This window comes from Leucobacter aridicollis (assembly GCF_013409595.1).
In the GTDB taxonomy this organism is placed as follows: domain Bacteria; phylum Actinomycetota; class Actinomycetes; order Actinomycetales; family Microbacteriaceae; genus Leucobacter; species Leucobacter aridicollis.
Genome location: NZ_JACCBD010000001.1, coordinates 942,568 through 959,006 on the forward strand (window position 1 = coordinate 942,568; position 16,439 = coordinate 959,006).

Consider the following 16,439-nt stretch of genomic DNA (forward strand, 5'->3'; position numbering starts at 1 on the left):
CCGCCCACCGCCGTTGTGTCGGCAGAGGTGCCTGAAGGCGTGACGCGAGTAGAACATGCACTCCGCACTTCACAGGCTGCGCGTCTACGTCCAATCCAGCTGCACACAGATACGGGCGACGCCTTCCTGTGAGTCTCGTTTTGGTGGGGCGAAGAGGCGTATGGTTGCGACATGTGGGCACTAATCATCATCTTCCTCGTTCTGTGGGCAGTTTTAGCCATCGTTGGGTTCGCGCTTAAAGGTCTTCTTTGGCTCGGAATCATTGGCATTGTGCTGTTTGTAGGCACACTGCTGCTCGGCATTGTCCGCCGCAGATCGTCTAAGCCACCGACGGGTTAGAGGCGCTCGCATTGCTCCCCTCAACCTGACGGGGCGACTCTTGGCGTCTGGCCAAGCTTTCTTCGGAGAAGAAAATGAACACTGAACACGAAGCATCTCTCCCGCTAGGGCTAAGATCGATCCTCATTGACTCCCTTCCTGCTGAGCTACTTACCGATGCTGCCCCCTCCCACTACACGGTTGAAGCCGTCTTCAACCGTCGCGTTACGGAAGGAGAATCTCGAGCGCTCCTTGGCCCCGAGAGTCTTCGCAAGCTTCAAGAAAGCGGCTATCCCGAGGTGAAGCTCGGAGTCTCTGACCGAAGGCTCAACATTGAGAACACGACCTTGGAAGAACTCAGAGACGGGCTCGCAAGCGTGTTGACGCAAATGCTCGCGGAGATAAGCGGCGAGAGCGAACGGAAACAAGCCGTCGCCGATCAGCGCCTCAAAGAGCATTTAGAAAATGAGCGTCAACGGCTCGAATCCGTGACGGAACTAGCGAGGTCCGTTGTCTTCACTCTGCCGACCCCAGAGCCCCATTCTCCTGCTGTACACGAGCCGACGCTTTCTGATCGCGAAGAGATCGCAAACTGGGTAGACGAAGGCGGAGCGCGGAACAGCTGATGAGGTTCTCGCAGCATTGATGCGGAGATCGTCTCAGGGGTGATCGTCGGGCGCAGCCGATCATCAAGTCACGCTCAGGGGAGGTGTAGCGCGCCAGCGGACGAAGTGTTCAAGGGAGGATGGACCCCCAATGCGTCCGGGATCCCCGCTCCACCATCCACGGTGTAAGCCAATCTTCAGAAGGCCAAGGATTCTGGAATTCTCCCTTCATCTTCACAGGCACTTCGCGCGAGCCCGCTTTCCCCGTTGGTGAACTGAGCACCTCGACGAGTCCGTCGTAGTAGGGAATCGCGTCTGTGTCGATGTTTGGGTCTACGCCGTTCTTATAGAACTCAACCATGGATCCATACTCCAAGGAATCGAACGAGGTCTGGTGCCTGCGGTGCTTTCTAGCCATGTAGCTCACCGTACTCACCTGGGCAGCGTGATGGGAAGCCTCAGCGCAGCAGGAACCACCAAACGGCAAGAGCCGCGACAGCAACAACAGCGACAATTGCGACGACCGCCCCGACCCGGTTCTCAAGATCAACCTTGCGGTTGTGCTCACGCACCTCCGCGTTGCGTTTTTGTACCTTCTGGTTGTGCTTCTGAATGCGGACCCGTTCAGGGCACGTAGTCCCTTCCCGATGACGCGTTGTGGGGCAGGTGGGCTGGTACTGACACATGAGCACCACCATAGCCAAAGCAGGTTCATAGCTGAAGGTCGGGTAGCCTGAGGCCATGCTGCGTGCCACGATCCGACTAGTTGAAACCGTCGAGCTTGAGGCATCGGGGGCGTCGCTCGAGGAGGTCCACGCACAGCTCGAAGCAAACCGTCCCGAGGGTTTCGATCTCGTGAAAGCGCCCGTGAAGATGGGCAAGACTGGCGGCGTCATCACTGCGGCCGGCACGTATCAGCGGCGCGACCAAACACAGGTCGTAGAAGCCGCAACCATGCCAGAACTCAACGCCAAGGTTCCCGACGGGTGGCAGATGCTGCATGTCCAAACCATCCCCTGACCGGGAACGTATTCTCGCGCTTCGGAGCGCCGGACTCACTCACGCCCAAATCGGCCTATCCAGGACACGCATCGCGCAAATCCTGAGCCAAGCACGCACACCAGAGCAGATTGCCGAGCTCCGTGCGCGCGTCCACGCGAAAGCAGAAGAGCTCCGCAACCAAGCGTGAATGTCAGCGCGCAGACGTACGCTGTTCGAACAAACTTTCGAACGGAGGAAGCCATGAGCCGAGCCAACGACATCGAACGCGAACGCATGCCATACGTGCAAATCGACACCAACCTGTGGGCCGTCATGCGCTACCCCAAAGACCACCCGGTTGCGATGATTGTCGGCGTCGCAAACCGCGACAACGTACCCCTGTTCTTCGTCCAGCAATGGCACCCCGAACCATCCAAACGACGCGTCATCTCGCAGCACGACACCCTCGAAGAAGCCAACGCTTCTGTGCTGTGGGATCTTGAACGAGTCAACGCAGCCGGGCGCACCCGCGTCGGACCGCCAAACGGCACCCCCCAGAAATGACGAAAACAGCCCCCAGTAAGCCTGCCGCCTCCATCACAGAGGAAACGGGCCTACTGGGGGCTATTCGTGTTTAGAATGGGCGGGCGAAGAGCGCGGCACGTGCAATGCGTGATGGCTTCAGCGGGCAGAACCGAAGAATCTAGTCGCCCGATCGGCGATCCGTTACATTCACCGAGACCACACACGTTCCCGGTAAAATCAACTACAAGAGCCCGCCCATTCGGATGTGGTGTTCGCTCCCGGCGGGCTCTCACCACGTCCGTAAAACCACGCCGGCGACACCGGTCACGCGTCTTCGTTTGCCCGTCCGGCGCTGTCGTCAGCCAACGCTTCCACAGCCTCAGTCAACGACTCAAGGATGCGTTGAACTCTGGCCTGGAACACCCGGTTCCCAGCAGGAGCGTCGCTGACATCTTGCATGAAGAGCGACAGCTCGTCACGGACATCATTCAAACTACGCGCCAGGATCTGCTCTGTCGTTGCCATACCGGTCACACTATCCCGGCACACCCGCCGCGTGGAAGAGGCTACTATCGGGACCATGCGCCACGCCACGCTACGACTGGACGAATCAATCGAGTTTGAAGTGTCGGGCGCAACGCTCGATGAAATCTATGCCCGAATCGAAATCGACCGCCCGGAAGGGTTTGAACTTTCCCGCACCCCGCTCCGCGTGACCGAAGACGATGAAGGTGTCACGGCCGCGGGCGCATATCAGCGGCAAGACCAGACCCGGCAGATCTTGGCGGCGACGTTTGAGGAACTGTGGGCGCAAACTCCTTCAGGGTGGACTGTCGTGCATGTGGAAGTTGTACCCTGACTGTGGCGTAATGCTATCGAGAGACACCCGGACCTTCCTCTAAGGCGATCATCCTTGACAGGCGTGTAGGGTGGGCAATGAGAACCCAGAGTTACGCTTCCCCAAAGAGCCGTGAAACTGGGTTCTCGCCTTTTCCACGCACCCCACCCGCCTTTCCCAACGCTTAACATAGTCAAAGGGGGGAATCCATGGGGTAAGCGTAGGAGACACACAAAGTTGGGAATAACACCTCTCGTCAAGATCAGCCGATGCGAGAACTGCGGCACACCCGGACCACACAGGTACGACCGGATAGTGGGCAAGCGCCTCTGTGAAGACTGCAGCGCCTGGTAAAACGACAAATAGCCCCCGTGCTCAACTCCCATAACGGGAGCGAGCACGGGGGCTATTCGCGTCTATAAGTGCGGATGGCGCGGATGGCGCGGATCGCGCGGCCGTTTCATCGCGAGGGAGGGCCTCCCTCGCGATGAACTGGATCCTACGCGGCGTAGCGAGGCTCGTAATGTGGGCGAGCAGAGCTGCCCAGCAACACCTTCTCAATGTTCGGCCAACGATCACCAAGCCACTGAGCCGCCTTCTGATAGAACAGGATCACCGCGGCCGTAATAACCGCCTGCACGAGCGCGGGCGCCGAAATGGACGCGTACCCGGCATCCTTGAAAACGCCATCCACCCACGCGAACACGTCAGCGACAGTCGGGATAGCGGCAACAAGACGCACGATCAGCACACCAACGAGGGCGGCAACGAACGTACGGACAGACTGAATATTCATGAGGTCTCCTTACCCTGTGATTGTCTTCACGACGGCGGCACCAATGACTGTCACGACGACCCCAACCACGATCCACTGAGCCGCAAGCTGAGACTCGATCTTTCGAAGCCGCTCACCATGGTTATCGAGCCTCGAGTTGATGGCGACCATCTGCTCGACAGCACCAATGACTTTGTCGAGTTTCGTGTCGGTCTCAAGTACCTTCTTGTAGATCTCAGGGAGCGTGACAATCACTCCCGGTGCTTCATCGCTCATGCGTTAGGGATCGCGTTCAGGTCCGCAGCCGCGACGCCGGCGACGTGGAGCTTCACTCCCTGCCCTTCGAGGGCGCGCAGCGAGTTCCATTCGGCCTTCTTGATGAGGCGCTTGCGGCCGTTCTCCTGCAGCGCGTACACGCTGCCCTGTGAGCCCTTGGCCTTGTCGCGAATGTATCCAATGACGTTCATGTCTTCGTCTTCTTTCTGCCCAGAGGGCTTTGAGGTGTTCGGTTTGGCCGGCGTCTTGATGTACGGCACGGGGTTGACGTAGGTGCCGTTCTTCTCGAGCATGAAATGCAGGTGCGGCCCGGTGGATGCGCCGGAGGATCCGACGTAGCCGATGCCGGCTCCGGTGCTGACCTGCTGGCCGACCCTCACGAGGGGCGACTGCTCCCGCATGTGGAGGTAGAGCGTGTGGTATCCGCCGCCGTGGTCGATTCGGATCATCCAACCGCCGCCGGTGGGATCCCACCCGTTATAGACGACGGTTCCGCCGTGTGCGGCACGGATGAGAGTGCCCGCGTTGGCCTTGTAGTCCTGCCCGTTGTGCAGGCCGGCACCGATGACGCCAGGGATAGCGTCACGCCAGCCGAAGGCGTCGGAGAGCGGCGCACCAGGGATGGGGTGCGATAGCACGATTGCCATGCGTGCTCCTTCCTTAAATGAGAGAAGCCCCACCGAGGTGGGGCTTGTATGAGTTGTGTTGGGTCCTGGGAAGTCCGGGCGAACGCAACTTCCGTAGCGTGTAAGTTGGGGCCATGCCTCCTGTAGCAGCACTGTGTCCGGTCCATGGGGCACAAGAATCGATATCGGCCAAGATTTCAGACTCGACCGACGTTGTATTCAGTGGCAATGCCGACTACTGCCCGGTGCCTGGCTGTTCTCGCATGATGCGTGTGATGGAGGGACGGTACAACTTCGATTCGAATGCCCGGGCGATCCCGATTGACGCGCCAGAATGGTCCAGAAGGATTCTCGCTGAAGTGCAGGGCATCTTCGAAGCAGCGGCGGAAGAAGTCACAAGCAAGCCATCAAAATCCGCCGATTCGATCGTTGAGGACGCTCAGTCCAAAGCGCTCGCAAGAATCGCAGATTCGACAGACGAGACCGCAAAACTACTTCGCGAGTTCATTCCTCTAGTGCTTGCTCAGAAGGACCTACCCCAGGGCGCACGCCACCTCGGGAAGCGAGCAAAGTCCAAAGCCTCTTTGAAAACCATTGCAATTACTGTCGGGATCATTGCAGGACTGACTACAGCTGTGACCAACGCAATGGACATTTACGATTGGGTTGCAGAGCATGTCGTTGCCGGCGAAGAGATCGACGAGTCGCTTATCGATGAGGCGCTAGCTGGCGGCTCAATCCATACACTTCCGTGGGAAACGAAAGGTGAAGACGACGTGGCAGTCGTTGACGTTTAGCACCCATGGCCAACTCGACCACTTCTTAGTGAGCGCGCCATTCACTTAGCGAAGCCCCACCTATTCGGTGAGGCTCGGGGTATCTGGTGCCGGGAAGTCGCCCGGATCGCCGTCAGGTTCGGGGATCATAGGCTCTGGCTCTGGCTCTGGCTCTGGCTCTGGCTCTGGCTCTGGCTCTGGCTCTGGCTCTGGCTCTGGCTCGGGGAGGCTGTCCGGCGCCATGTCAGGTATCGACTCCCCATCGTCCTGAGGGGCCGGTTCCGGCTCTGGCTCAGGTAGCGGCTCCGGCTCCACCTCGCGAATCCCTGCGAGGCGGCGCACCGCTTCCAGGATCATCGCGTCAGTGATGACATCTGGCCTGGCTCCAAGGGTCAGCGTCAACCCGGCAGGGTCACCCTCTGGGCGGCCGCCCGCAGCCATGTACGCCTCGACCCAGCCAGGCGTCACCACGAGGTCGATGATGCGTCTTGCAGCCCATTGCAGCCCATCGGCGATCCCGAGCGTCGCGGCACACATGCCGGCCCTGTCGATCAGGAAATGGTCGTTCCTCATCTGCGATTGAGTGAAATAGTTCATGAGTCTCCTTAGACGCCGAGCACGGCGGTAAGCACGTGAGATGTTCGCGGCGAGATTCCATTGATCGCGTTGCCGAGGATGCGTTCGTTGACGACGTAGACGTATTTCTGGTGCGGTGCGGTGCCGCTGTTGCCGGGCCACAGTGTGCACTGCACGCCCTTGCCGTTCAGCGCACCGGCCACGTGCCATTTGGGAACGAAGACGTACACAATGTCGTAGTCCTTCACAGCGCCGTTGACATAGGCCTGCCAGACGAGAACGATCCCTGTCGCCTGGTCGCTCACCCGTTCAGAGAGCGTCGCGACTTGCTCGGCATGCATATAGATCGGCGTCCCAGCCCACAGCACCTTGTTCTGTGTGCCTTTCGCGCGGCCTGTGATGGTCGCTCGGCCTGCTTGAAGGGTTACCTGTACACGGTCGCCGAGTGACAGGCCGCTCACGGTCGTGGAAGGCGTGCCCTCCACTGGTGTATCGAGCCCGTCAAGCTTGAACGTGAGAGGCGTGACGGATGCGATGGTGGCCCACCGAAGCGAGGGCGCCGCGAGTACCCGCGCTTCAAGATCAATGACGCGCCGCTGCAGCTCGTGCAGCATGTCACCTGTGCTCATGCGGTCACCTCCCGCCATTCCGCCCGGCATTCCGTGCCAGTCTCAAAACTGAGCGACATGGATTGGATCGTGCATCGAACATCTGTCGTGCCATCGATGTGCCGGATCACCTCGTTGGGGTTGAGGGGGAGTGGCGCGTGAGATGCGGTGATGCGCCCCACGACTGACATTGCGTCACGCAGACGACGAGTTGCGAGCTCCACGGCCTCTTCCACTGTTTCGACTTCGGCGGATTCGCTGCGCTCGATGATGAACCCGCGGCGCGGGATCGAGAACGGCGATTCCTCGTCTTCGTTCCGGTAGACGCCCTCGATGCCGTCGTCCTCGTCGCTGCCTTCCCGGTACACCCGGTACACGTTCGGGACATTCGACAGATCCTGCTCACGCTCCCAGTCAGGGAACCGGACTTGGGCGTCGCCGTTTTCGAACCGGTGCGACTCTGGCCGTTGTGAGGGGTCTTCGTAGGGTTCCACGCGGTAGACGCCGGCCCCGTCGACCCACAGCGACCAATATCCTGCAGCTTTCAAGAGCTCGTTGATGATCGTGAGGATCGTTGACGCGGGGTCGAAGACCATCTGATTCGGGAGGGTCTTATCTGACGGGGTGACCGCAATGCGTTTCTCGCCAGTGCTTTGAATGAGCGATACGACCGTGTCGATGATGCGTGTCCCCTCAGCGAGGGAATAGAACGCGCCCGGGGATGCCGAATCAAGGATCGACAGCTTCGACAGCAGTTCCACCGAATACGACACACCGAAAGAGGTGTGCCGATCCCTGGGGGAGGTGAACCGCATCGTCGCGACCGGCCACGGCTCCACACCTTCAACGCCCGGATCGTACACATGCTGCACTCGAGCAGTCAGCCAGTCAATATCCTGGCCGCGCTCATCAATCTCGATACTCCCGGACACCCCGAGACGTGACAGGGCGGCGAGTTCAACCCCGCCGCCCGTCACACCATCAAGGCGCGCGATCCGCGCATCCTCCGAGTCGAGAAGCCAGTGCTCCCATCTGGGTTCACGGTGACTATGCAAAGTCATGAGTGACTCCTTCTCTTAGTCGTCGGCTTCCTCAATCGACGTGGAATACGACCACATGCCGTCAGCGACTCGTTGTTTGCTGAGCGGCGCGAGCATGCCCTTCACGTGCCGCCCGTCCGGGTCGCGGTACAGGTGCAGCGGTGCGGGGGCTTGCGAGATCCGCTCGAGCGTTTCCACGCTCGCCACTTCACTGTCGTGCGAGAGGAGCGTTCCGCTCCACTGCACGGTGCGCGTGACTGCTTCACCCGAGTACACGACCGGTTTCTCACGGCCCGCGTACTGCTTCAAGATCCGCTCACGCGATGTCGAGAAGTCGACCTCGGGGTCGTAGGGGAGACGTGCCGTGTCAGTGAAGCCAGGGCCGCCCGACAGCCAGACGGCTGGCGAGTTCGCCTCGACCTCATGAACCACGACCGATGCCGCATCGTCTGCCGAGTACGTCGTGACACGGTAGAGCGTCGTCCCGTTCGAGAGCGCTTGCGGGTCAGTCTCAACGACAGGCAGATCTCCGCCCTCGATAAACGTCTCCCACGAGAGCCCGCCGTTAACAGATCGCTCAACGTCCACACGAACCGCAGGCGGTGCAGTGTGGATAGTCGAAGTCGAGTTATCGACTGCGCCGTCCCAAGCGGCAGACATCCACGTATCGCCGACCTTCACCAGGCCCGAAGACCCGCTGAACGCCGGGCCGACATACCCAGGCCCGAACAGGCCGGGAGCCGTCCAATACACGTCCCCGCCACCGGGGTAACCCTGCGAACCAAAATAGACGTACTTGATCGAAACACCAGGCGGGAACTCGACACGGTGCGGACTATGCCCCGCGACGTTGTCGAACGGCGTTTGATAGATAACCGAACTTGCCCGGATTCCGTAACCGCCAGCCGCCCGCGCGATCTCCGACTCCTGATACTTGATCGCCTGGAACACGCCACCCGACGCAATCAGAGCGTCAGGCAGCGCGAACCCCGCATAAGCAGAACTTGCCGCGCCGCTGACGTTGATGAGGCGGCCCGCTGGCACGCCATCAACCGACGAGCTGATAAACGCAGCCCCGGAACCCGTAATGAATCCGCGAGCACGCTCGCCCTCCAACACGGAATCCGTGCCGTCGAACCTGACCCGGAAATCCTCGCCGCGCTCGATGTCCGAACCAACAATCTCGTCACCGAACCAGCCTCCGAGTTCTTCTGACCATTCGGTCAGATAGTCGTCAACGTAGAACACCCCCGCTTCAGCGAACCTGATCGACACGGCGAACGTTACCCGGTTGCCAGGCTGAATATCGTCACGAGTGATTCGGATGCGCTCCCAATCGCCAGTGCCCTCGAAATTGAGAGTCTTCTGATTCAGATAGACATTCGACGTGTCTCGCTCCTGCAAGTCGGCACGCATCCTGAGCCCAGCGGGAGCCTTCACCCACGCGCTCGAAGTGACGACCCCATTCGGGCACGTCATCGGGTACGTGTTCGTAGAGTTGATCCCCGCCGAGATTTCCAAACCCTCAGATGTCACCTTGCATGCATACTGTCCGGAATGCACCTCTGCCGTCTCAAGAGCGAGAGTCACGCCAGGGCGGCCGGCATTGCTGCCCCAATATGCAGTCGAGCCGCGCTCGAAACTGGAATTGGCGCGTGCGTTCCGCCTGATCTCCACCCAAGTCCCGTCACCCACAAAGTTCGGGTTATCAAAATGGTTGGTGACCGGTGCTCGCTCGCCACCTCGCCCGTCCTGCACGTTAAGCGTGACAGCCCCCGAATCCTCAGACCAAGCACCGCTCATGTCGGCCGGTGCGGCGGGCGGGACCATGACGAGGAACCACTGCTCGGCAGGCTCAGACCAGATGTCGCCCGCTGCCGCGCGAACCTTCACGCCGTATTCGATGTTGTCCGCGACCTTCGCCGCGAACTGCACCTTCGTCGTAGCGCCCGTGCCAGTCTTGCGTTCAATCTCGCCGTCAGGACCAAGAAGGATCGCCTCCCATGCCGACTGCGGCCTGCCCTGCGGCTGATCCCAAGACCACTCCGCCGTGACTGTGCGTTTCGTCCACAACTCGTCAGGGGAGATGACTGCGACGCCCGGACGGTCAATGACCGTGAAGATCGCGACCGCAGACCACTCGGACCAGTCAGGGTGAGCGCCCTTCGTGCGGATCTGCCACTCGTATTCGCCAGCCTCGAGGAGCCGCGTGAGCTGCTCCTCACCCCCGACAGTCGAGGTGCTCCATGTCGTCGTGTCTTTCAACCGGCGCCGGTACTCGGCGGCGGTCTGCTCGGACGAATCGACGGGGTTGTGTTTCCACGAAAACCGGGTCAGGTCATCGGACACTGACACTGCACCATTCGGGGTGAGCCCGGTAGGTGGGAGCGGCTTCGAAATGAGTTGCACGGTGTTTGACTTCGCCGACCACGCGCCGGCAAGCCCTGACACGACACCCTGCACCGTGTACTCGTGCGGCACCGCAGGGTTCGGGTTCGCGTGCGTCCACGGCAGCGACACCCCAGACGCGACAGTCGTCGCGCCGTCACGGATGTTGTAGCTCGTCGCATGCGCAGGTTTCCCCGACGCGTCCACACGGATGCCCGTGCCTGAACGTGTCGCCGTCACTCCCGTGGGCGCGAGCGGCGACGTGAACACCGTCGCTACATTCGAGAACGCAGACTGGCCGGAGCCTCCAACACCAGCGACACGGTAGGCGTACTTGTTGCCCGCCTTGGTGCTCGTATCCGTCCACGTGTATGCGTTCCCTGTCGGGCGCCCAACCTGAGTCCAGGCACCACCATTTGTTTGGCGCTGCACCACCACGGACGTATACGTCGAATTGCGCGTCCAGTTCAGCCGGTGCGAAGTGTCCGAGCTGCGAGTGATCGTGAGCCCGGTTGGCGTCCGCGCATACCGGGGCGGAATCTTCACCGTCAGCGTGGACGTCGTAGAGCCGAAGAAATGGTACGCGGTGGCCGTGAACGAGCGCGTCTGTTGCGCGTCCGTCAACGTAACTGATGTACCGCTTGTAGCGACGATCGCAACTCGAGTGCCAGCGGGCAGGTTGTACGCCTGCGCACCAGAACCAGACCCCCACGTGCCAGACCACGACTTCGTACCGCTGAAGTACTGCGAGTACGGCGCAACGGACATGAAATACGCCGTCGCCTTGATAACCACAGACGTCGACCCCTGCGAGACACCCGAAACCGAGTACACCCACTGGATCTGCCCGTTATTCTGAACGGCACCATTCGAAGTCGCCAAAACAGCCCCCTTCATCGGGAGAGGGCGACACCCCGCAAAAGGAGTGCCGCCCTCAGAAACAAGAAAGCGCCCAGCAAAGGGGCTCTAGAACCCGCCATCACGACGGAACGAACCACGAGACTGCGAACCCACCTCGCGCCGCACCACAGAATCCGCGCGACGATCCACATACCCGCCAAGCGCCGTACCGTCGTCCAAGACGATGTACAAGCGCTGGCCAGCAGTGATACCGCCGCCACCCTGCGAAGCAGCCGACAGGTCAAGTGCGTGACTCTTCGCACGCTGCCGCGACGCCTGCAACGAATCCCCAAACGAATCAGGGACACGGAACAGCGCCTCAGCCGCGCTCGCCACAATCGGCTGAGTCGCCTCAAGACCGCCAGCAAACCCCAAACCAGTCCACTGACCCAGGCCATCCATGACCCGGCTTGGTGACTTGATCTTGAGGGTCCGCTTCACTGTCTGAGTGATGGTGTCAGCGATCTTCTGCGCCTGCGCCTGCAACGCTTTCTCCTGCGACTGCAGCCCCTTGATGAGGCCCTTCGCAGAATCAATACCTGCCTGGTACAGGACAGCGCCCACCTGATCGCCGAGCGCCCCGCCCGCAGCATCAAGCTGCTTACGGAGATCGACCACCTGCTTCACGCCAGACTTACCCGACGCGAGCAACGCTTCCGCCGCACGCGAAGAACCAGTCGACGCGAACTGCTCGGTGAGCTCCTGCATCGACGCGCCGTCGAGCCCGAGACTCTTCAGCTTCGCAATCGTCTGCGCGAACGTCTTGGTCTGCTCGATACGCTTCGTTAGGTTAGCGACCATCCCGGGGACCGTCGACTTCGAGGCGATACCGCCAAGGCCGTTGATCTTCTCCTGGATGCCCGCAGACCAGTCCGCCATCTGATCGGCAGACTCAGCAAGCACCTTCTGAGCGGCAGCGAGTTTCTTCGCCACCTGTGCACGCTGCAACGCGATAGCGTTCAGCTTCGTCGTCTGTGCCGTGAGCTGCGCGATAAGCGCCGGCCCCTTCGACTTCCCAGGCGCACCAATCGTGGAATTGATTTGCGCGATCTGCTGACTGTAGTCCGCGATCTGAGCCGCGTATGCAGCCTTCGCCTTCGTGCCAGCCTTCGAAGTACGCCAGTTACCCAGCGCCTTATCGAGCTTCTTCTGCAGCGATGACCGCTCACCACCGAGCTGATCGAACCCAGTCACGACCGAACGCACCAGGCGCTCTGTAGCCGTCCGTGTGGCCGCGACAGAACCCGTAATTCCGGCGCTCAAGCCAGCACCGATGTACTTACCGATCGTGCGGAACACACGCGACGGCGAATGAATGTCGAGCTCACGGTTCGCGGTGCCAATGATCGCCGAAGTGACCTCACGCACCGCACCCTCAACACCAGAACGCCCGCCACGCAGCCCAGCAACAAGCCCATCAAGGACATTGCCGCCGACACCCTGCAGACCACCCGAACCAGACAACGCACGCATGAGCGCCTTGTAGCCTCGAGCCTCATCATTCGTGAGGACCGCTTCCGGCTTCCCCGAGAGGTTCACTCCCACACCACCGTGCGGGATGATGCCGCCCTGATCGTAGAGCTTCGCCCCACCAATCGACAGCTTCTCAGTCGCCCAGTCCACGACGCTCTTTACGCCGGACTTCATGATTCCGCCCGCGGCTTCGATCCACATGCCGCCGCCAGGGAACGCCTTGCTGAACGCGCCAGTCGCGAAGTCGATGAGACCACCGACCATGCTCATGACAGGGTTGATGCTCGAAGCCCCCGAAAGGTACGGCGCCGGGTCTGTCGGGTTCCCGTTCCGCAACACCTCGAAGTGAAGGTGCGGGCCAGTCGAGTTACCGGTTGAACCCTCGTACCCGATGACCTGGCCGGCCTTCACGACCTGGCCGAGCTTCACCGCAACGTTGGCAAGCATGTGCGCGTAACGCGTTGACATGCCGCCGCCATGATCGAGGTCGACCATGTTGCCGTAATTCACGTGGTAGAACTGCTTCGAAACGATCCCGTCAGCGGCCGCCTGGATTGGCGTGCCTTGGGGCTTCGCGAGGTCGATACCAGTGTGGTTCGGGTAACCCATCCAGTTCGTCGTCACAACAGCGCCTGGCAGTGGGTGAACGAGTCCACCCCTCTTATAGCCAGGTACTGAACCGAATCGGTTCATGTGATCGAGCAAGCCTGGATGGCGCGCCTCGATCGCGCGACGCGACGCGGACCGGATGACATGCTCGTCACCGTGGACGACGCCAGCGACCGCGTTCGCAGAGATGTTGCCGGTGTACCCGCCGTCAGAGAAACCCTTTGGCAAGGACACCTTTGAGAGGTTCACTCCCGGGATCTTGTTCATCGTCCCGATCAGCCCGTTGATGACTGTCTCAACGACGAAGCGGACGGGCTTCTTCGCGATCTCCTTGATCGCCTCCCACGCCGTCTTAATGCCGTCGCGAGCGGCCTCGAACGCCTTCTTCGGGTCGCTCTTCACAATCCGAACCATCGTGTCGATGACCGGCTTGATGCCGTTCTTCCAAACACTGTCGATGACAGCTTTGATGCCATTCCAGACTGGCGCGATCACCGTGTCACGCAGCCAGGTAAATACCGGGCCGAGCGTGTTCTTGATGATCGCCCACATCGCGTCAAATACGGGCTTGATAAAACCGACCCATACCGACCGGATGATTGCACCGATGAAGTTGAATGCCGGCTGCACGGCGTTGGTCCATAGCCAGGACACGATGTTTCCGATGACCACGAAGTACGCCTTGATGAGCCCGAAATAGGGCTTCACAATCGTGTTCCACAACCAGCCGACGATCTTGCCGATCGCATCAAACACCGGCTTCAGGATCGCCTCATAGACGCCAACAAAAATGCCCGCCATGACAGCGAACGCGAAGCTGATGAACTGGAACGTCGGTTGCAGGATTGTCTGCCAAATCCAGGTGACAACCGCGGCCACGCCGTCAAAAACGGGCTTTAGGACTGTCTCCCAAACGGTCTTGAAGAACCCGGAAACGTTCGCCCACGCCTCACCCAAGAAACGGGTGAACTCGCCCCAGATCGCCTTGCCCGTGTCGGTCTGAGTGACGAACCACACAAGAGCGCCAACCAGGGCCGTTACTGCAGTGATCACTAGCCCGATTGGGTTGGCCTTCAGCGCTACGTTAAGGGCTCGCTGGGCAATGGTGGCGCCGCTAGTCGCAACAGTTGACGCGACAATTGCGATCTTGCTCCGCAACGAGAGCGCTTCGTTTGCACGCAGCGAAGCAATGAGGCGAACTAGCGACGAATTCTGAATCGCGTATGCGGCAGCACCGATCTTCGAAGCGATCCCGCTTGCATAGGTGGCGCCGATTGCCCCATACGAGGCCGCTGCATAGGCCACCTTCACTGCTCGGACGAGTTGCACCGCCTTGTAGTAGGCGACCAAAGCGCCTACAACTGCGGTCGCCGGGATTAGCCAATCCTTATTCGCTGCCGCCCACTCTCCGACAGCAAGCGCAACATCAATGACGCCAATTGCTGCGGGCCCGAGAGCGTTCGCGATCTGAGTAGCTCCAACCAGAAATGCGTCGATTGTTGGCTTGAGTTTCTGGATGATGGTCGCAAGGTTGCGGGTGATCGCAGTTTGCAGGTTCGCCCAGCCAGTGCCGATGCCGTCAGTCGAGTCACGGGCTTGCTGCTCAAACGAGGCAAACGCCCCAACGCCCTCGGAGTTCAGCTTCAGTACGGCGTCGTTGAACTCGGCGAATGTGACTTTGCCTGACTTCATGGCCTCATAGAGATCCATCGACTTGTTGCCCGCACCAAGGAGGGACACGGATAGCTGATCCATCTGGCCAGGCATGGCGGCGACCATCGAGCGCCACGCGGCCATGTCGACCTTGCCGATCGCGAGCATCTGGGTGTACTGCTCCATGGCGTTCGCCTGAATGTCCGTGCTCTTACCGCCAGCAAGGAGCGCATTGTTTAGCGCCAGTGAAAGGTCAGTGGCTTCGCCGAGCCCACCTGTCAACGGGGCGAGCTGCTGCACCATCCCTGCCATCGAATCGAGCGAGGTCGGCAGGCCTTTGAGCCCGTCGGACATCTTGTTGATCGACTTGGTGGCGTCCTTGGCGGAGTAGCCAAGGTTCTTCATGATCTTCGGAAAGTTGTTCATGGTGTCGACACGCTTCACCGCGTCGCCGATCGCGCCAGTGACCATGCTCACTGCCTTCGACGTCGCTACTGCAACAGCGCCACCAATGGCACCTGTTAGTGCCGCCCCAATCGACTTACCGTTGTCGGCAAGGACCCGCTGAGTGTCGCTGCCGCCAAGCGCTCGGTTAATGTCTGCGCCAACCCCGGGCATCTTTACCTGCAGCGTTACGTATGCGCTTGCAATCTCAGCTCCAGTAACCGCCATGCGGCACCTCCAAATTGATAGGCTCAGCGCATGGCTGAGAATGGAACCATCACCGCGGACGGGCACACGGGAAGAGTCCTGTTTGACGGCAGCACGATCCAGATCGAGCGCCCAGGGCTTCGAGGGAAGATCGGGTACGGAGGCAAGCCGACATCGATCAACGCCAACGCGGTGACACAGGTTTGGTTCGCGCATCCCTCGGAGAAGGCAAACGGGTCAATTGCGTTTCTGACGCCTGGACACCCGCAAGTACTTAAAGGGCTTGACTCGCACTCGGTGCTCTTCACGGCAAAGCAAGCGCCGCATTTTGTTGAGCTCCGCGATGCAGTGAATGCGCTGGTGCGGTCCCGAAGCGAAGGAGCCAAGGCGGCGCTCGCTGAGCAGGCTGCGGCCCACGCCACCGAGAAAGAAATCACATCTCGGAGCTTTGAAGTCATTAGCTACGCAGGCCATAAGGTGTCGGGTGGCTTGTTTGCAACGCCAACTGGTGCAAAATCAATCGCAGGGGCTTCGGCGTTGTTCGAGTCTGGCGCCGACCATTCGAGGCCCACACTCACTCGGATCGGGGCCGGAGCGGTTATTGCAGGGCCAGCAGGCGCAATCGTCGGAGGACTCTTCAAAAAGAACACTGCCAAGGGCTACGTGACAGTCGAGTTCCCAGACGGAGAAGCTGTAATTATCGAAGGCCCAGCAAAAGACGAAACCAAGATGCGCCAGTTCGCGGCAGACGTGAACAGAATCGCGGCATCGTCGTGAGTTCCCTCGCCAAGCTTCGGAGACGCAGGCAGCAGTCCAGCTAG

The 16,439-nt window shown here is 60.4% G+C and carries 17 protein-coding genes; 6 read left to right on the forward strand and 11 right to left on the reverse strand.

The genetic code is table 11. The features are described from left to right. The first annotated feature begins 413 nt into the window (after positions 1 to 413). On the forward strand, positions 414 to 944 hold the full coding sequence (locus BJ960_RS04310; RefSeq protein ID WP_185986398.1) for a hypothetical protein: 531 nt from the start codon (positions 414 to 416) through the stop codon (positions 942 to 944). 109 nt (positions 945 to 1,053) lie between these two features. Here the strand turns inward: BJ960_RS04310 and BJ960_RS04315 are convergent, their stop codons facing one another. Together BJ960_RS04315 and BJ960_RS04320 are read right to left on the reverse strand one after the other, a co-directional pair. Further along, positions 1,054 to 1,341 (reverse strand): hypothetical protein, encoded by a 288-nt coding sequence (locus BJ960_RS04315; protein WP_185986399.1) that lies wholly within the window; start codon positions 1,339 to 1,341, stop codon positions 1,054 to 1,056. Positions 1,342 to 1,381: 40 nt separating this feature from the next. Next, positions 1,382 to 1,678 carry a hypothetical protein gene (locus BJ960_RS04320; protein WP_221936274.1) on the reverse strand — a complete coding sequence of 99 codons (297 nt, stop codon included), beginning with the start codon at positions 1,676 to 1,678 and terminating at the stop codon, positions 1,382 to 1,384. On the opposite strand from BJ960_RS04320, the gene BJ960_RS04325 reads away from it, so the two are divergent. Together BJ960_RS04325 and BJ960_RS04330 are read left to right on the forward strand one after the other, a co-directional pair. Further along, the gene (locus BJ960_RS04325) at positions 1,665 to 1,943 is read left to right on the forward strand and encodes a hypothetical protein (RefSeq protein ID WP_185986401.1); all 279 of its coding nucleotides are present in this window, start codon (positions 1,665 to 1,667) and stop codon (positions 1,941 to 1,943) included. The genes BJ960_RS04320 and BJ960_RS04325 overlap by 14 nt on opposite strands. A gap of 222 nt (positions 1,944 to 2,165) precedes the next feature. Then, entirely contained in the window at positions 2,166 to 2,468 is a 303-nt protein-coding gene (locus BJ960_RS04330) for a hypothetical protein (RefSeq protein ID WP_185986402.1), read from the forward strand. A 285-nt stretch (positions 2,469 to 2,753) separates the two neighbouring features. On the opposite strand, the gene BJ960_RS04335 is transcribed toward BJ960_RS04330, so the two are convergent. Next, positions 2,754 to 2,954: a hypothetical protein gene (locus tag BJ960_RS04335; RefSeq protein WP_185986403.1), complete on the reverse strand. Its 201-nt coding sequence runs from the start codon at positions 2,952 to 2,954 to the stop codon at positions 2,754 to 2,756. A gap of 55 nt (positions 2,955 to 3,009) precedes the next feature. Between BJ960_RS04335 and BJ960_RS04340 the strand changes: the two genes are divergently transcribed. Continuing rightward, positions 3,010 to 3,288 (forward strand): hypothetical protein, encoded by a 279-nt coding sequence (locus tag BJ960_RS04340; RefSeq protein WP_185986404.1) that lies wholly within the window; start codon positions 3,010 to 3,012, stop codon positions 3,286 to 3,288. A 478-nt stretch (positions 3,289 to 3,766) separates the two neighbouring features. Here the strand turns inward: BJ960_RS04340 and BJ960_RS04345 are convergent, their stop codons facing one another. The 3 genes from BJ960_RS04345 to BJ960_RS04355 are packed head-to-tail and all read right to left on the reverse strand — an operon-like array spanning position 3,767 to position 4,965. After that, positions 3,767 to 4,063 carry a hypothetical protein gene (locus BJ960_RS04345; protein WP_185986405.1) on the reverse strand — a complete coding sequence of 99 codons (297 nt, stop codon included), beginning with the start codon at positions 4,061 to 4,063 and terminating at the stop codon, positions 3,767 to 3,769. Positions 4,064 to 4,072: 9 nt separating this feature from the next. Continuing rightward, a complete protein-coding gene (locus BJ960_RS04350) occupies positions 4,073 to 4,318 on the reverse strand; it encodes a hypothetical protein (protein ID WP_185986406.1) in 246 nt (81 codons plus the stop codon). After that, entirely contained in the window at positions 4,315 to 4,965 is a 651-nt protein-coding gene (locus BJ960_RS04355) for a M23 family metallopeptidase (protein WP_185986407.1), read from the reverse strand. Before BJ960_RS04355 ends, BJ960_RS04350 begins: the two co-directional genes overlap by 4 nt. A 113-nt stretch (positions 4,966 to 5,078) precedes the next feature. Between BJ960_RS04355 and BJ960_RS04360 the strand changes: the two genes are divergently transcribed. Then, on the forward strand, positions 5,079 to 5,741 hold the full coding sequence (locus BJ960_RS04360; protein ID WP_185986408.1) for a hypothetical protein: 663 nt from the start codon (positions 5,079 to 5,081) through the stop codon (positions 5,739 to 5,741). A gap of 60 nt (positions 5,742 to 5,801) precedes the next feature. Here the strand turns inward: BJ960_RS04360 and BJ960_RS16435 are convergent, their stop codons facing one another. From BJ960_RS16435 to BJ960_RS16975, 5 genes are all read right to left on the reverse strand, one after another. Continuing rightward, a complete protein-coding gene (locus tag BJ960_RS16435) occupies positions 5,802 to 6,317 on the reverse strand; it encodes a hypothetical protein (protein ID WP_202229182.1) in 516 nt (171 codons plus the stop codon). Positions 6,318 to 6,325: 8 nt separating this feature from the next. After that, on the reverse strand, positions 6,326 to 6,925 hold the full coding sequence (locus BJ960_RS04370) for a hypothetical protein (RefSeq protein ID WP_185986409.1): 600 nt from the start codon (positions 6,923 to 6,925) through the stop codon (positions 6,326 to 6,328). After that, positions 6,922 to 7,965, reverse strand: coding sequence for a hypothetical protein (locus BJ960_RS04375; protein WP_185986410.1), 1,044 nt, complete (start codon positions 7,963 to 7,965; stop codon positions 6,922 to 6,924). The genes BJ960_RS04370 and BJ960_RS04375 overlap by 4 nt, the downstream gene beginning before the upstream one ends. 15 nt (positions 7,966 to 7,980) lie before the next feature. After that, a complete protein-coding gene (locus BJ960_RS04380) occupies positions 7,981 to 11,214 on the reverse strand; it encodes a hypothetical protein (protein ID WP_185986411.1) in 3,234 nt (1,077 codons plus the stop codon). 84 nt (positions 11,215 to 11,298) lie between these two features. Continuing rightward, positions 11,299 to 15,639 (reverse strand): tape measure protein, encoded by a 4,341-nt coding sequence (locus BJ960_RS16975; RefSeq protein WP_185986412.1) that lies wholly within the window; start codon positions 15,637 to 15,639, stop codon positions 11,299 to 11,301. 30 nt (positions 15,640 to 15,669) lie between these two features. Here BJ960_RS16975 and BJ960_RS04390 point away from each other — a divergent pair, with 30 nt between their 5' ends. After that, complete coding sequence (locus BJ960_RS04390) at positions 15,670 to 16,395, forward strand: hypothetical protein (protein ID WP_185986413.1); 726 nt, start codon at positions 15,670 to 15,672, stop codon at positions 16,393 to 16,395. Positions 16,396 to 16,439 lie beyond the last annotated feature (44 nt).